Source organism: Alistipes montrealensis (assembly GCF_018362775.1).
Classification (GTDB): domain Bacteria; phylum Bacteroidota; class Bacteroidia; order Bacteroidales; family Rikenellaceae; genus Alistipes; species Alistipes montrealensis.
Genome location: NZ_JAGYXY010000003.1, coordinates 381,119 through 396,395 on the forward strand (window position 1 = coordinate 381,119; position 15,277 = coordinate 396,395).

At 59.6% G+C, this 15,277-nt stretch carries 14 protein-coding genes; 9 read left to right on the forward strand and 5 right to left on the reverse strand.

Translation table 11 applies throughout. From position 1 onward, the window contains the following. Positions 1 to 121 precede the first annotated feature (121 nt). Positions 122 to 1,111 (reverse strand): glycosyltransferase family 4 protein, encoded by a 990-nt coding sequence (locus KG007_RS07735; RefSeq protein ID WP_195460751.1) that lies wholly within the window; start codon positions 1,109 to 1,111, stop codon positions 122 to 124. Between the two features lie 71 nt (positions 1,112 to 1,182). Here KG007_RS07735 and KG007_RS07740 point away from each other — a divergent pair, with 71 nt between their 5' ends. Together KG007_RS07740 and meaB are read left to right on the forward strand one after the other, a co-directional pair. Next, positions 1,183 to 1,647, forward strand: a complete 465-nt coding sequence (locus KG007_RS07740) for a thioredoxin domain-containing protein (protein ID WP_195460752.1) — start codon at positions 1,183 to 1,185, stop codon at positions 1,645 to 1,647. 6 nt (positions 1,648 to 1,653) lie between these two features. Then, positions 1,654 to 2,778 (forward strand): methylmalonyl Co-A mutase-associated GTPase MeaB, encoded by a 1,125-nt coding sequence (meaB, locus tag KG007_RS07745; RefSeq protein ID WP_195460754.1) that lies wholly within the window; start codon positions 1,654 to 1,656, stop codon positions 2,776 to 2,778. Between the two features lie 162 nt (positions 2,779 to 2,940). Here the strand turns inward: meaB and KG007_RS07750 are convergent, their stop codons facing one another. The 4 genes from KG007_RS07750 to KG007_RS07765 all read right to left on the reverse strand — a co-directional run bounded on the left by KG007_RS07750 (position 2,941) and on the right by KG007_RS07765 (position 6,652). Next, positions 2,941 to 3,543, reverse strand: a complete 603-nt coding sequence (locus tag KG007_RS07750; RefSeq protein ID WP_394369665.1) for a trimeric intracellular cation channel family protein — start codon at positions 3,541 to 3,543, stop codon at positions 2,941 to 2,943. A gap of 184 nt (positions 3,544 to 3,727) precedes the next feature. Continuing rightward, positions 3,728 to 4,285: a hypothetical protein gene (locus KG007_RS07755; RefSeq protein ID WP_213347993.1), complete on the reverse strand. Its 558-nt coding sequence runs from the start codon at positions 4,283 to 4,285 to the stop codon at positions 3,728 to 3,730. A gap of 9 nt (positions 4,286 to 4,294) precedes the next feature. Next, positions 4,295 to 5,263 carry a BACON domain-containing protein gene (locus KG007_RS07760; protein WP_213347995.1) on the reverse strand — a complete coding sequence of 323 codons (969 nt, stop codon included), beginning with the start codon at positions 5,261 to 5,263 and terminating at the stop codon, positions 4,295 to 4,297. 660 nt (positions 5,264 to 5,923) lie between these two features. Further along, positions 5,924 to 6,652 (reverse strand): SIR2 family NAD-dependent protein deacylase, encoded by a 729-nt coding sequence (locus KG007_RS07765; RefSeq protein ID WP_195460759.1) that lies wholly within the window; start codon positions 6,650 to 6,652, stop codon positions 5,924 to 5,926. 95 nt (positions 6,653 to 6,747) lie between these two features. On the opposite strand from KG007_RS07765, the gene KG007_RS07770 reads away from it, so the two are divergent. The 7 genes from KG007_RS07770 to KG007_RS07800 all read left to right on the forward strand — a co-directional run bounded on the left by KG007_RS07770 (position 6,748) and on the right by KG007_RS07800 (position 15,079). Then, positions 6,748 to 8,163, forward strand: coding sequence for a glutamate decarboxylase (locus KG007_RS07770; protein WP_195460762.1), 1,416 nt, complete (start codon positions 6,748 to 6,750; stop codon positions 8,161 to 8,163). A gap of 381 nt (positions 8,164 to 8,544) precedes the next feature. Then, a complete protein-coding gene (locus tag KG007_RS07775; RefSeq protein WP_195460763.1) occupies positions 8,545 to 9,306 on the forward strand; it encodes a DUF1295 domain-containing protein in 762 nt (253 codons plus the stop codon). A 3-nt stretch (positions 9,307 to 9,309) separates the two neighbouring features. Continuing rightward, the gene (locus KG007_RS07780) at positions 9,310 to 10,521 is read left to right on the forward strand and encodes an NADH:flavin oxidoreductase (RefSeq protein ID WP_213347997.1); all 1,212 of its coding nucleotides are present in this window, start codon (positions 9,310 to 9,312) and stop codon (positions 10,519 to 10,521) included. Beyond that, complete coding sequence (locus KG007_RS07785; RefSeq protein WP_213347999.1) at positions 10,521 to 11,357, forward strand: SDR family NAD(P)-dependent oxidoreductase; 837 nt, start codon at positions 10,521 to 10,523, stop codon at positions 11,355 to 11,357. The genes KG007_RS07780 and KG007_RS07785 overlap by 1 nt, the downstream gene beginning before the upstream one ends. Positions 11,358 to 11,382: 25 nt before the next feature. Continuing rightward, positions 11,383 to 11,973 (forward strand): DNA-3-methyladenine glycosylase I, encoded by a 591-nt coding sequence (locus KG007_RS07790; protein WP_213348001.1) that lies wholly within the window; start codon positions 11,383 to 11,385, stop codon positions 11,971 to 11,973. A gap of 33 nt (positions 11,974 to 12,006) precedes the next feature. Beyond that, positions 12,007 to 12,648 (forward strand): HAD family hydrolase, encoded by a 642-nt coding sequence (locus KG007_RS07795; protein ID WP_213348003.1) that lies wholly within the window; start codon positions 12,007 to 12,009, stop codon positions 12,646 to 12,648. After that, on the forward strand, positions 12,632 to 15,079 hold the full coding sequence (locus KG007_RS07800) for a DUF748 domain-containing protein (protein WP_213348005.1): 2,448 nt from the start codon (positions 12,632 to 12,634) through the stop codon (positions 15,077 to 15,079). The genes KG007_RS07795 and KG007_RS07800 overlap by 17 nt, the downstream gene beginning before the upstream one ends. Positions 15,080 to 15,277 lie beyond the last annotated feature (198 nt).

Sequence of the window (15,277 nt, forward strand, 5' to 3'; positions counted from 1 at the left end):
GACGGCCCTTCGAAAAGGACCGTCCGTCGTTTTGCCGATCGGGAAAGGGGCTCAAAGAGGGGCGGGCACAGAATCAGACGGAAAGCGTTGCGCCAAACCGTTCGCATCCTGAAACGGCGGGTTACAGCGACGTGTAAATCTGCATGAGCCGTTCGGCGACGGCGTATTCGGAAAAGAGTTCCGCACGGCGGCGTTCCCGGTCGCGCATCGTGCGGCGCCACGACTCGTCTTCCAGGGCATTTTCAAGCGCCGCAAGAACCTCGCCCGGCACTTCGGGACGCACATAGGCCGCGGCGTTTCCGGCCGCTTCACGGTTGATCTGCGTGTCGCTCAGCACCATCGGCAGCCCCGCGCGCAGGGCCTCGACCACGGGAACAATCGACGCTTCGGCATCGGCGTCGGGCAGGTAAACAAAGATTCGCGCGAGGCGGAACAGCGCCGGAAGGTCCGCCGGGGTCAGTTCGTAGATAAAATCCACCCGGGTCGCGATATGACGTTCGCGGGCATAGTCCAACAAAAAATCGGAGTAGGCCGTACGGCGGCCGCAGACGACCACCCCGGCGGTGGACTCCATAGCGAGCAGGGCATCGAAAACCGCCTCGTGGTTGTGGCGCGGTTCGACAGTTCCTAACATCAATATAAACCGCTCTGGCAAACCATACTTACGCCTTGTATGTTCAAGTTCCGCTTGAGATGGATTCTCACGCGGCACGGGAGCCGCCAGCGGCATCATGACTTCGATTTTCGACGGGTCGATGCTGAGGCGTTCCGACAACTCTTCGCGGGCCGGAGTGCTGACCGTGATAACCCGGCTGGCCCGCCGCAGCGCACGGCGATAGAGCGTAAGGGCGAAGAGCCGCTCGGAAAGCGTATAAAGCTGAGGGTAACGCAGGAAATTGAGGTTCGGGACCGTCATCACCGAAGGCACGCGCCGCAGGCGGACGGCAAGCGGCAGCGACGGCTTAAAGCCATGGTAGAGGTCAACCTGTTTATATGACTTTCCATCAACGACATATTCATGTTCCGGAGCATAATGAGCCAACACTTTGGCAAGGTGTTGGGAGTAGGTCCCGCGGGGTGTGGCGGGAGCCGTGTCGAGTCCTATTTTCATAACTTGATCCTAAAAAATTGGTCCATATGGCAAATAATTGTTATCTTTATCGAATAAAACGAGGCTCTCTTATGAAGAAAGTGCTGCTTATATGGTTGTTGGCCGCGGGTTTCGCATCCGCAGGCGTCACGGCCCAGAACATCGCCCTCGGCGAACGCGTCCCCGAACTCAAAGCCCAGGCATGGCTCGACGACCGCCAGCCGATCCCGGCCCCGATGACTTACATCGAGTTCTACCATTCGACGAACCCCGCATGCAAAACCTCGCTCGAACGCCTGAAGGAACTCACGGGCAAATTAGGGACCAAACTACGCGTAATCGTCGTAACCAAGGAAGATGCCGCGAAAATCGCCCCGCTGCTGCGCCCCTACCTTTCGGAGCGGCTCACGGTAGTCCTCAACGCCGAAAAGGGTTTCACGGCATTCGGCGTGACCTACCTGCCGTTCGGCGTGCTGACCGACGCCAAAAACCGTGCCCTGTGGATGGGAAACTCACTACAAATCAATGAAAAACTGATCGAACAATCAACCCGGTAACATACCATGTCATTCACCAAGATAGACCACTACGAAAAAGAGTACGCAGACACGCACCACGACACAGCCCTCAACGTCACACAGGGCGTTGAAGATCAACCGATAATAAACCCTTACTTCAAGCGTCGCAAGAAGCAGGCGCTCTCTACCGGAGAGTATGTCGCAGGCATACTCGCGGGCAATATCACCATCCTCTCGCAGGCCATCACGCTCGTCGAATCGAACAATCCCGAGCATTACGCGCAGGCGCAGGAGATCATCGAAGCCTGCCTGCCCCACGCCGGAAAATCGGTCCGCATCGGCATCACGGGCGTCCCGGGAGCCGGCAAGTCGACCTTTATCGAAGCCATCGGCAATATGGTCGTTTCATTGCGGCACAAACTGGCCGTGCTGGCCATCGACCCCTCGTCGGAGCGCAGCGGCGGATCGATCCTCGGCGACAAAACCCGCATGGAGAGCATCTGCAACAACCCCTCCGTCTTCGTGCGGCCCTCGCCCTCGGCGGGATCGCTGGGCGGCGTAGCCCGCAAGACGCGCGAGACGATCGTACTGTGCGAGGCCGCCGGATTCGACGTGGTATTCATCGAGACGGTCGGCGTCGGGCAGTCGGAAACAGCCGTGCATTCGATGGTCGACCTCTTCATGCTGTTGCAGATTTCCGGCGCAGGCGACGAGCTGCAAGGCATCAAGCGCGGTATTATGGAGATGGCCGACCTGATGGTCATCACCAAGGCCGACGGCGAGAACATCCACAAGGCTGAACTGGCGCAGACGCAGTTTCAGGGCGCACTGAGGCTCTTCCCCATGCCCGAATCGGGCTGGCGGCCCAAGGTATACACCTCGTCGGCGGTGGCCAAAACAGGTTTGGAGGAGGTTTGGAAGGGAGTGGAGGAATATCTCGACCATATCCAGAAGAACGGCTATTTCCAGCACAACCGCAACCGCCAGAACAAATATTGGATGTACGAATCGATCAACGAGGTGCTGCGCAACAGTTTCTACCGAGACCCGGCCGTAGAGGCCCATATCGGGGAGTATGAAAAGCGCGTGCTGGAAGACAAAATCTCGTCGTTCATCGCCGCCAAGGAATTACTGGACATCTATTTCAAGGATACCCGGACACTCGAATAACGGCCCTAAAAACGAAGAACCCCGCCGCCCGAAAGGGAACGGCGGGGTTTTCTATGACGGGAGTCCGGAACCGACGGAAAACAGAGCACGCGCGACCGGACAATCAGCATACCGACCGTCCTCCCGCAATCTAAAACCCGGCGTTTTACGCCGACAGGACGGTTATTTCAGTACCGGAAGGCGGAGTTTGAAAACTACGGCGACGATCCGGACCGCAATGACGCTTACGGCGGCGGCAATCTGGAGCGCGGCGCCCGAAAGCCCCAGCAGTTGGCATCCCCAGAAAACCACGCCGCCGAAAACACAGGCCAGGGCGTAGATTTCCTTGCGGAAGATCAGCGGTTCCTCGTTGATGAGGATATCACGCAGGACACCTCCGGCAGCGCCCGTGATCGTACCCATAACGACGGCCACCCACATCGGGAATCCCGCGGCGAGGGTCTTCTCGATCCCCACGACGGTAAACAGGCCCAGGCCGACGGCGTCGAAGATATAAAACGTATTGTCGAGGCGGACGAGGTATTTGCGCAGGCCGATAACGATCGCCAGGGCGAAGGCCGTAACGACCAGGTAATCGCCGTTCAGCATCCAGAACGGCGTCAGGTCCAGCATGATGTCGCGCATCGTACCACCTCCTATCGCCGTAGTGATTCCCACGACATAGGCCCCGAACCAGTCGAAGCGTTTCGCCGCAGCCAGCCGGATACCGCTGATGGCGAAGGCCAGCGTACCCACAATTTCGATAACAGAGAAAAAGGTCATAATCCGAATTTGTTACAGCCGGGAGTCCCCGTCTGAATTGGGACTGCAAAGATAGGACAAATCTGCAAAAGAGAAAACACGCCGCACGGAATACGGCAACGACTACCGGGAAAAATCGCACCGCCGTATCGTCACGGAAATATCCATGAACAATGCAGCGGTGCGACGTTACAAAACCGAAACCGGGTTATTCGGGCCAGGCGAACTCCAGCGTGCAGTCGAAGCTGTCGGAACCGTCGACGACCGAAACCTTCGTCGGGTAGCCCTCGGCGTCGAACTCATAGCGGAAATCGCGTCCGGCGTTCGACAGCAGGTGCTTCGTGCCCGGCCCCATCACCCCGGCCAGATAGCCGATGTAGCCAAAGCCCAGACCGTCGTCGTCGAAATCGAAGCTGAAAACCTCCGGGGCCTCGAACGGAAGCATCAGTCCCGCGACGTTCTCCGTCGGGGAGTAGCGATATTCGACCTTGTTCCACGTATATTCCAGAATATCCTCCTGGTTGTATACCCCGTCGCCGTTCAAGTCGAAATCGGGAACCCCGTCGCCGTTAGGGTCCCAGTCGAAACGCTCCTTCACGTACTCTTTCACCAGATCGCCGTCCGTCCATGTCGCCTGACAAAAGGCGACGAACTGCGCCCGGTCGTCGGTCAATTCGTAGAAACAGAGCCGTCCGGCGGAGTTATAAGCGAGATTGGCGGCCCCGAGGAACGTCTTGTTCTTCGTATCGGTGGCCGCAATGCGCACGGCGCGGCCCTAGGCGTCGAGGGTATAGACCGCCGTAACGGCCGCGTCGTAAACCCCGTCATCGTCCGTAAAACGTCCTTCGAGCGTCGCGGTCAGCTTGCCGGGGGCGTAGTCGAGGCGGCAGGCCGCAGTCTCGCCGTCGCCGCTGCCCTCGATCTTCGCCAGGCGGCCGTCCTGCCATGTGAAGCGGAACTCGACGGTTCCTTCGCCGGGGATCACGGCTTTCAGGCTTTTCAGCCGGCGCGCCGAAGGCAGGTCTTCGCTCACGGGGGAGGCGGTCATCTTGGAGACATGTGCGTTCCCGTTGGGGAAAACCACTGTTATTGCGGCGCTGCCCGCATGCAGTTCGTCGAATCGAATATTGCAAACCGAATTCTGTTCGCGATCCAGAAGCACCAAAGCCCTCAAATCCCCCAAAACGACGTAAGTTCCCGAGATCACGGGGACGGCGGGGGCCTGGGAGCGCACTTCGCTGCCGACCGGAACGAGCAGGAACGAGTCGGACATCAGGGTCAGCGATTCATAGGGGAAGCCGATAGTGCCTGTTTTATCGAAAACCCATGTTTTGCAGACGGCGGCCTGCAGGGCTTCGATCGTCGCGGGATATTCGGTCAACTCGGCCTCCTGCGTTACGGTGAGCGCGGCGCAGGTTTTGCCGCCGGCCTCGATACTGACGGTGGCCGCGTCGGGCTCGCGGTCCGTGGTGTTGGGATCGGCCGAGACGGTGAATTTGCCCGCGGCAGAGATGACTTTGCACCACGCCTTGTCCGACGAGGCTTTCCACGCCAGGTCGGAAGTGACGGTTACGGTGTAACTCTCGGTCGCGGCAGCCGAGAAGCGGATGGGATTTTCACGCGACAGAAGTACCGCAGGAGCCTCATTCGGCGGCGTGGGGGGGGGTGTCGGCGGATCGCCGCCCTTGTCGCCGCAGGCGGTGAAGAGAAGCGGCAGGCTGAGAAGGAAAAGAATTCGTTTCATCGTAAATGGAGTTTGGTGTTTAGTACAAAGATAGCATAATTATTGAATCCGGATCAGTCGCCCCACATAAAAAAGAATCCGCCGGTCTTTTCCATGTAGACCGCATCGAAGGCAATGACATTCGACGCAGCGGTGTAGGGGTTTGGATAACGGTTGCCGAGTCCCTGCGGCCACCCGAACGAAAAAAAGGGAATGCGCTCCTGCGATGCAGGCATATAAAAAACGTGGGACTAAACCCTTTATTTGAGTGTGAGGTCTTAGGATACCCTGGTAGTCAAATAAAACAGTAAAGCCCACGCGTGATGCGCGAGCGATCTGCCCTATCCCCGACTACCATCTGAAAGTTCCTAAGTTTCACACAGCAGGAATAAAAGCTGACGCTTCTTATATGTAGAGTCCGTCGCGGACGGACATGCGGACGATGTGTTTTCTAAACGATAGGCGGAGGTTTTAAGGTTATGCAGACAAATTTAATGAAAAATTCCGAATATCAAAAGGACAGCCCGAAAACCATCCGCCCGAACGGGTGCGAAAAGATGCCCCGGCAGCAAAAATGCCTCGGAACAAAGACGATACAAACAAGCGTTTCACACGGTGTAACGGTATAACGAACGCGGGCGGGGCAGAGCCGGGAGCGAACACCGAAACCGGAACGTGCGGTCAGGCCTCTTGGGCGTGGAGGCTTTCGGCAGTGACAGCGTACCGGGCACGCAGGCGGTCGGCCAGTTCGGGAACGCCCTCGGCGGCGCGTTTGCGGATCACTTCGAGCGGATTACGCACCCCCTTGATCGCCGGGCGGCCGGGATCGACCACGTAAACCGGAATGTCGGGACGCACGCAGCGCACCAGCGAGGCCGCCGGATAGACCGCCAGCGACGTGCCCACGACGACCAGGATGTCGGCTTCGGCAGCCAGAGCGGCGGCCCGGTCGAATTCGGGAACAGGTTCGCCGAAAAAGACGATGTGCGGGCGCAGCAGCGATCCGTCGGGCGCACGGTCGTTGAGCCGCTGTTCGACACCGTCGAACGGCACAATAAGCGACGGATCGGCCGTCGAACGCAGTTTGGTCAGTTCTCCGTGCAGGTGGAGGATATGCGTCGAACCTGCCCTTTCGTGGAGATTGTCGACATTTTGGGTGATGACCTGTACGTCGAAATCGCGTTCCAGGTCGGCAATGGCCAGGTGGGCCGCATTGGGCATGGCTTTGCGCATTTCGGCGCGCCGGTCGTTGTAGAAACGGATCACGCCCCGGCGGTTAAAACCGAGCGCTTCGGGGATACAAACCTCTTCGATCCTGTAATTTCCCCATGTTCCGTCAGAGTCACGGAACGTCGCCAAACCGCTGTCGGCGCTGACGCCAGCGCCGGAGAAGACAACGAGTTTTTTCATAGTAAGATGTAGTTTCGCCGGGTAAAGATAACAAATTTATGGCATAGTTCATGCAAGATTCGGACGATGTAAACCAAATTAAATTTTTTTACACTATGGATCAACAAAAACACACCACCGAAGACACCCTGACCGACATTTTCGGCTCGAAGGAGATGCGCTCGCCCGCCCCGACGGAGTTCATTCCCAAAAACAAAACCGCGCCCGAAATCGCCTATCAGTTAGTCAAGGACGAGACCTATCCCCAGACCCAGCCGCGGCTGAACCTGGCTACGTTCGTGACTACCTACATGGACGATTATGCCACGCGTCTGATGAACGAGGCCATCAATATCAATTACATCGACGAGACGGAGTATCCGCGCGTTGCGGTGATGTGCGGACGTTGCCTGAACATCGTTGCCAACATGTGGAACACGCCCGAAAAGGCCGAGTGGAAGACCGGCGCACTGGGCATCGGATCGTCCGAAGCCTGTATGCTGGGCGGCGTGGCCGCATGGCTGCGCTGGCGCAACCGCCGCAAGGCCGCAGGCAAACCCTTCGACAAACCGAACCTGGTGATGAGCACCGGATTCCAGGTCGTATGGGAGAAGTTCTGCCAGTTGTGGCAGATCGAGATGCGCACCGTGCCCCTGACGCTCGACAAACCGACGCTCGATATCGACGCGGCGCTGAAGGTCTGCGACGAGAACACCATCTGTATCGTGCCGATCGCCGGTGTGACGTGGACGGGCCTCGACGACGACATCGAAGGGCTGGACAAGGCGCTCGACGCCTACAACCAGAAGACCGGCTACGAAATTCCGATCCACGTCGACGCGGCTTCCGGCGGTTTCATCCTGCCGTTCCTGCGTCCCGAAAAGAAATGGGACTTCCGCCTCAAATGGGTGCTGTCGATCTCCACGTCGGGCCACAAATACGGCCTGGTGTACCCCGGTCTGGGATGGGTCGTATGGAAGGACAAGAAGTACCTGCCCGATGAAATGTCGTTCTCGGTCAACTACCTGGGCGCCAACATCACGCAGGTGGGCCTGAACTTCTCGCGTCCCGCGGCGCAGATCCTCGGCCAGTACTACAACTTCATCCGCCTGGGATTCGAAGGTTACAAGGAGGTGCAGCAGAACTCGATGGACATCGCCAAGTACTGCCACCAAGAGATCGGCAAGATGCCGTGCTTCAAGAACTACGCCAAGGAGGTCGTCAACCCGCTGTTCATCTGGATGATGGATCCCGAGTACGACAAGAAAGCCAAGTGGACGCTGTTCGACCTGCAGGCCGCCCTGCAGCAGAGCGGCTGGATGGTTCCGGCGTACACCATGCCCAAGAACATCGACGATCTGATCGTCATGCGTATCGTGGTTCGCCAGGGTATGTCGCGCGACATGGCCGACATGCTGCTGGGCGACATCAAGAACGCCGTAGCCGAGTTCGAGAAACTCCAGTACCCCACTCCTTCGCGTATCAAGTACGAGAACAAGGAGCACCAGAAGGGTAAGGTTTACACGCACTGATAGACCCGCCGCCCCTTTCGGCGGCAAACGACAGCTCTGCTGCCCCGAAGGACGTTTTCCCGCGGCCGGTAACGGCTGACCGAACATTCAGGGACCTTCCCCGCGACACGCGCCCTCTCCGGGCGGCAGAACACCGGACGGCTCCCGCTTCACCCCGAAGCGGAGCCGTCTTTTTTGTGTCCCGCCAAAATATCCGCCGCCGAAGCGGTTTTTTTCCAGCCCGCGGAACCGGAACCGGGCAACAACCGCTTTCCACCTCCGAAACCCATCCCACGGGCAGGTGGCGAACGCTGCTGCCAAACAGGACAATATACCTGTACACCGGAACTTGTCCGGACCGGAAAAAATACCTATCTTTCGTCCGTTTTATCCCCATCGACTATGAAAGAGAATTTCGACCTGTTCCTGATCGTCATGGCCCTGCTCGCCGCCGTGGTTTATGCCGCACTGCACTTCTTCGAAGCGGGCTACGGCTACCTTTTCGACCGCCGCTACGGGCCTCCCGTGCCCAACCGCCTGGGCTGGATGCTGATGGAATCCCCGGTTTTCGTGCTGATGTGCCTGCTGTGGGCTTCGTCCGAGAGGATGTGGCAGGCCGGGCCGCTGGCGCTGTTCATCCTTTTCCAGTCGCACTACCTCCAGCGGGCCTTCATCTTCCCGCTGCTGATCCGCGGCAAAGGCAAAATGCCCCTCGGAATCGTGCTGATGGGCATGGTATTCAACACGCTTAACGCCCTGATGCAGGGCGGCTGGATTTTCTACGTCTCGCCCTCAGGCTATTACGACGACTGGTTCGCACAACCCTACATCTACATCGGCGGGGCGCTGTTCCTGGCCGGAATGGCCGTAAACCTCCATTCGGACCACATCATCCGCAACCTGCGCCGTCCGGGCGACACGCGCCACTACATACCCCGCGGCGGAATGTTCCGCTACGTCTCGTCGGCCAACTACTTCGGCGAACTGCTGGAGTGGACGGGCTTCGCCGTGGCCTCGTGGTCGTGGGCGGGCGCCGTGTTCGCCTGGTGGACCTTCGCCAACCTCGCGCCCCGCGCCGCATCGCTGCGCAGGCGCTACGAGCAGGAGTTCGGCGAGGAGTTTTCGCGACTCGGGCGCAAACGTATCATTCCTTTTATTTATTAACCCATGTCCGACCTTTTTACCCCTTACAAATTAGGCCCTTTCACGCTGCGCAACCGCACGATCCGTTCGGCGGCCTTCGAGTCGATGGGCAAGGATTTCGGCCCTACACAAGAACTCAAAGATTACCATGTCGCAGTAGCCCGCGGAGGCATCGGCATGACGACGCTGGCCTACGCCGCGGTGTGCCGCAGCGGGCTTTCGTTCAACAAACAGTTGTGGCTGCGCCCCGAGATCGTCCCGGGGCTGCACGATATCACCGACGCGATTCACCGCGAAGGAGCTGCGGCGGCCATACAGATCGGCCATTGCGGCAATATGACCCACCTGACGACCGCCGGGCAGATTCCGATCGGCGCCTCGACGGGATTCAACCTCTACGCCTACACCCCGGTCAGGGGCATGCGGCGCAGCGAGATCGAACAGGTCGCCAAAGATTTCGGCACGGCGGTCCGTACGGCCCACGACGCCGGATTCGACTCGGTGGAGGTGCATGCCGGACACGGCTACCTCATTTCGCAGTTCCTCTCGCCCTACACCAACCGCCGGCGCGACGAGTACGGCGGGTCGCTGGAAAACCGCATGCGGTTCATGCGCATGTGCCTGGGCGAAGCCGTCGAAGCCGCGCGCGCGTGCGGCATGGCCGTCACGGTGAAACACAACATGTACGACGGATTCCGCGGCGGCATCGAAATCCCCGAGAGCCTCGAAATCGCCAAGGTCATCGAGTCGTTCGGCGTGGACGGCATCGTTCTTTCGGGCGGATTCGTCTCGAAAGCCCCGATGGCCGTGATGCGGGGGCTGATTCCGATCTACACGATGAGTTACTACTCGCCGCTGTGGCTGCGCTACTTCATCCGCTGGTGCGGCCCCTTTATGATCAAACAATTCCCCTTCGAGGAGTGCTACTTCCTCGAAGACGCCAAGAAGTTCCGGGCCGCGCTCCGGGGACCGCTGATCTACGTCGGAGGCCTCGTGAGCCGCGAGGGCATCGACCGGGCGCTCGACGCCGGATTCGAACTGGTGCAGATGGCCCGCGCACTGGTCAACGACCCGGCCTTCGTCGAGAAACTCCGCGCGGGCGACGCCTTGACGCGCAGCGCATGCGACCACCGCAACTACTGCATCGCGCGGATGTATTCGGTGGATATGAAGTGCTGCAAGCATTGCGACGGCCTGCCGCGGAAGATTGCCGAAGAACTCAAACGCCTGCCCTGATGAAACGCGGAGCAATCACACCGGGAAGCACCTGGGCGCTGGTGACGGGCGCCGGATCGGGCATCGGACGCTGCTACGCCCTGCGGCTGGCCGCGCTGGGCTACAACCTCGTACTGGCGGGCAACCGCCGCGAACCGCTGGAGACGGTGAAGGGCGAGATACTCGGCGATCCCACGGCTCCGGGAACCGCCGCCGGGTTCCGGCCCGACGTGCGGACGATCGAAATCGACCTGGCGCGCACGGAAGCCGCCGCGGAACTCTGGCAGGCCGTACGCCACGAAGGCGCCGCGATAGACGTGCTGATCAACAACGCCGGGATGTTCTCGTTCCTCGACATTCTGCAAACCCCTGCCGAGCGTATCGAACGCATCGTGCTGCTGCACGACCTGACGAACACCCAGTTGTGCCGCCTCGCGGCAGCCGACATGGCGAAGCGCGGCAGCCGGGGCCACATCCTCAACATGTCCTCCTACTCGTTGTGGATGCCCTTCCCGGGACTGGCGCTTTACAGCGCATCGAAGGCCTACCTGCGGTCGTTCTCGGTGGCCTTCGCAAAGGAGGTGGCGGAACACGGCATCCGCGTCACGGCGGTCTGTCCGGCAGGCGTGGCGACCGATCTTTACGGGCTGACGCCCCGCTGGCAGCGCATCGGCACACGCCTCGGGGTGCTCATCACGCCCGACTCGTGTGCCCGGAGGGGACTGCGCGCCCTGTGGCGGGGCCGCCGCTGCATCGTTCCCGACTGGTGGAACCGCGCATGGATTCCCCTCTGCAAGGTGCTGCCGATGTGGATGCTGCAGCCGGTAAGGAAGTTCACGATGAAATTCCAGAAATAGGCATATCTAACGAATAGCGAAAAACATGAAAGATTTGATAAACACACGCTGCGGCTGGGCCGGGACAGACGAACTGTACATAAAATACCACGACGAAGAGTGGGGCAAACTCGTTACCGACGACAATGTCCTGTTTGAATTTCTGGTGCTCGAAAGCGCCCAGGCCGGGTTGTCCTGGATCACGATCCTCCGAAAAAGGGAGGGATACCGGAAAGCATTTCACGGCTTCGACGTGAAGAAAGTGGCGCAAATGACCCCGGAAGACATCGAGCGACTGATGCAATTTGACGGGATCGTCAAAAACAGGCTGAAAATCAAGAGTACGATCAACAATGCAAAACTGTTCATGGCCATTCAGGAAGAGTTCGGCAGTTTTTACAAATACACCCTGTCCTTTTTCCCCGACGGGAAACCCATCGTCAACGATTTCAAGACCCTGAGCCAGATTCCCGCCACATCGCCCGAATCGGACGCCATGAGCAAAGACATGAAAAAACGGGGCTTCAAGTTCTTCGGATCGACGATCTGCTACGCCCATTTGCAGGCGGCGGGTTTTATCAACGACCATTTGGAAGGCTGTTTCTGCAAATCCACGGCCTGCGACCAGCATTCGTAAACCGCTTATTCCGTACGCAAAACAACAATATCTATGGATAAAATCAAAAACGTCGTCTTCGACCTCGGAGGCGTGCTGGTCGGCATCGACCTCAACCGCTGCATCGCGGCGTTCCGCAAACTCGGCATGGACGCCGTGGCCGAAATCATCAATCCCTACTACCCTGCCGAGATGATCGGACGGCTGGAACACGGCGACATCACGTTCCACGAAGCCTGCAACCAGATGCGCGCCCTGTCGGGCACGCCGGAGGTCACCGACGACGAGATCGCCCGGGCCTACGGAGAGTTCCTCACGGAGATTCCCGTCGCAAAACTCCGCCAGATCGACGACCTGCGCCGGCGGGGATTCCGCACCTACGTGCTCTCGAACAACAACACCGCGTCAATGGAGTACGTGCGCCGGATGTTCACGGCCGACGGCAAGACGATGGACGACTATTTCGATGCCGTCTACCTCTCCTACGAACTGCACGAACTGAAACCCTCGGAGGCGATTTTCCGCAAGATGATCGCCGCGAGCGGCATGATTCCCGAAGAGACCCTTTTCATCGACGACGGACAGAAGAACGTCGACGCCGCGCAGGCGCTCGGGTTCTCGGTCTACATGCCCGCCTACGGAGAGGATTTCGGACACATCCTAGAAAACCTCAACAGCTATGAAGAGAGCCTATAAAATCACCCTGATCGTAGTCGCCGCACTGATCGTACTGGTGCTGGCCGTCGCCGTCGCGGTTTCGCCCGTGACCAAAAACTACATCGAAAAGCACGACCGCGAACTGCTGGGCCGCTCGATACGCATGGAGCGCCTGCGGATCAACATTTTCACGGGCCGCCTGCGTGTCGAAGGCCTGCGGATCGGCGGCACGAACGATTCGACGGTCTTCTTCGCGCTCGACAGTTTCGACATGCGCATGCGCATCCTGCCGCTGCTCTCGAACCGCGTCATGGTGAAGCACCTCCACTTCACGGCCCCCGACATAAAAGTCTACCAGCAGGGCAGCGCATTCAGCTTCGACGATATTCTCCGGCGTTTCGCGTCGGCGGACACCGTCGCCGCGGCCGAAGAGCCGTCGAAACCGTGGGAAATCGGGCTTTACGACATCCGCATCCGCAAGGGGCGCATTTTCTACAAAGACCTCGAACTCGACGCCATATGGGGGCTCAACGACATCGACCTGCAAATTCCGGGCGTCTACTTCGGCGGCGAAAAGACCGACGTAGGGGCCGTGCTCAACTTTGCGGAAGGCGGTTCGCTGGCGACGAGCGTAGCCTACGACATCGCTTCGTCGGAATTCGACATCGGGCTGAAACTCAAAGACCTGACCCTTACGGGAATGCTGCCCTACTTCCGCCAGTCGCTCGACATCGGAAGCGTCGCGGGACGCCTCTCGGCCGACATCCGCCTCCGCGGCGACACGGAGCACCTGCTTTCGCTGCGCACCGAAGGAACAGCTTCGCTGGCGGGATTTTCGCTGACGGACATGCAGCAACGCCCCGTGGCCGGGGTCGACACGCTGGGCATGCAGTTGGCCGAAGGCGACCTCGGAAAGATGCGCTTCCGCTTCGACCGTCTCTACGTCGGGGGATTTTCGCTCCTGGCGGAACTCACGCCCCAGGGCGACAACCTCTCGGCGCTGATGAAGCCTTCGCCCGAAACCCCTGCCGCATCGGCCGAACCGGTCCCGGAGGCCGCAGCATCCGAAGGAGGCCCTACGCTCCAGATCGCCGACCTCGAAATCGCCGGGGGACGGGTGACGCTGCGCGACCTGACGATGAACCGTCCGTTCGAATACGCCATGACCGATATCCGCATGCGAAGCCGCAACTTCGATCCCTCGGCACGCAACAACCTCCAGATCGAGGCACGGATGCAGCGCACCGGACAGGCGAAACTCCGCTGGGAAGGGACGCTCGACAACCTGAACAACCAGAACATCACACTCTGGCTTTCGAACCTCGACCTGCGCGACTTCTCGCCCTATTGCGAGCATTTCACGGCCTATCCGCTAACACGCGGCAACCTCACGTTCCGCAGCCAGAACGTCATCCGCAACCGTTACCTCGACGGCACGAACCACCTCGACGTGTTCGAACCGCGCGTGGACAAGAAACGCAAGGACCTGAAACCCGAAATGAACATTCCGCTCAAATTGGGGCTTTACGTGCTCAAAGACAAGAAAGGCCACGTCAAAATGGACCTTCCGGTGGGCGGAAACCTCGATTCGCCGGAGTTCTCCTACCGCAAAATCGTGCTCAAAGCCATCGGCAATGTGCTGCTCAAAGTCGTAACGGCGCCCTTCTCGTTCCTTTCGGGCAGCCGCGACAATCTCGAATACATCCCCGTCGATCCGGCGCAATATGCCTTCACCTCGGAGCAATACGCCTCGTTCGACCAGATTGCCCAGATGCTCAAGGACAAGCCCGAAATCCAGATCGCACTGACCCAGCGCATCAACCTCACCCGGGCCCTGCCCGCACAGGCTGCCAACGCCCTGCGGCTGGCCTACCACAACAGCCTCGCGGCGGCAGACTCGACCGGACAGCGCCCGCAGCTCTCGATGCTCGAATACGAAAAACTCCAGCAGATCGACATCCGCACCCCGGCAGTCGCGGCCTTTGCCGATTCGCTGCTCTCGGTGCAGGGACGTTCGCCGCAAGGCATGTCGCCGGATACCAAAGCCCTCGCGCTCTACCGCGAACAGGCCCTCGGACTGCTCCGGCGGATGATGGCCGCACGCGACAAAGCGTTGGCGGAGTATATGTTCACGACGCATGGAGTTCAGCCGCCGTCGTTCCGCCTGCAACCGCTGGATTCGCTCGCGCTGGCGGCCTACACGGGCCGCGACCGCTACACGATCGCCCTGGGCGTCGACGGCGAAACCATCGAGATCGGAGAAGAACAACCCGCGGAACCCGATGCCGCCGGGACTACCGCAGAATCCGGAGCCGGCACGACGGCGAATCCGCCCGCAATTCCGGCGGACAGTTTGCCGGCAACGACTCCGGCCGCACCCGTTCCGGCGACGAGCGTATCAACGGAAGCGACAGCGGGCAACGCTTCGGCGGAGGCTCCCGCAGGCGATGCCCCGGCGGTATCGTCATAACAATTTTCGGGCGAATGCTCCGGTCCCGGAACCGGGGACCGGAGTCGCCTTCAAAACAGCGCCGGAAACGTCTCCAATCCATTAGCCGCGCTTTTCCCGGCAAAAGTTTGCCGGAACGGAAAAAAGCGGTTATCTTTGCACCCCGGAATCGCAAGGTTCCCCCGACCGAAAAAGTCCGGGGATGATCCCGAAAGGATC

Bases quoted from the DNA above. Each gene is read 5' to 3' on its own strand.
- KG007_RS07785 (WP_213347999.1), top strand. From the start codon at position 10,521: ATGAAACGCGGAGCAATCACACCGGGAAGCACCTGGGCGCTGGTGACG.
- KG007_RS07790 (WP_213348001.1), top strand. From the start codon at position 11,383: ATGAAAGATTTGATAAACACACGCTGCGGCTGGGCCGGGACAGACGAA.
- KG007_RS07765 (WP_195460759.1), bottom strand. From the start codon at position 6,652: ATGAAAAAACTCGTTGTCTTCTCCGGCGCTGGCGTCAGCGCCGACAGC.
- KG007_RS07770 (WP_195460762.1), top strand. From the start codon at position 6,748: ATGGATCAACAAAAACACACCACCGAAGACACCCTGACCGACATTTTC.
- KG007_RS07795 (WP_213348003.1), top strand. From the start codon at position 12,007: ATGGATAAAATCAAAAACGTCGTCTTCGACCTCGGAGGCGTGCTGGTC.
- meaB (WP_195460754.1), top strand. From the start codon at position 1,654: ATGTCATTCACCAAGATAGACCACTACGAAAAAGAGTACGCAGACACG.
- KG007_RS07780 (WP_213347997.1), top strand. From the start codon at position 9,310: ATGTCCGACCTTTTTACCCCTTACAAATTAGGCCCTTTCACGCTGCGC.
- KG007_RS07800 (WP_213348005.1), top strand. From the start codon at position 12,632: ATGAAGAGAGCCTATAAAATCACCCTGATCGTAGTCGCCGCACTGATC.
- KG007_RS07775 (WP_195460763.1), top strand. From the start codon at position 8,545: ATGAAAGAGAATTTCGACCTGTTCCTGATCGTCATGGCCCTGCTCGCC.
- KG007_RS07740 (WP_195460752.1), top strand. From the start codon at position 1,183: ATGAAGAAAGTGCTGCTTATATGGTTGTTGGCCGCGGGTTTCGCATCC.
- KG007_RS07735 (WP_195460751.1), bottom strand. From the start codon at position 1,111: ATGAAAATAGGACTCGACACGGCTCCCGCCACACCCCGCGGGACCTAC.
- KG007_RS07760 (WP_213347995.1), bottom strand. From the start codon at position 5,263: ATGAAACGAATTCTTTTCCTTCTCAGCCTGCCGCTTCTCTTCACCGCC.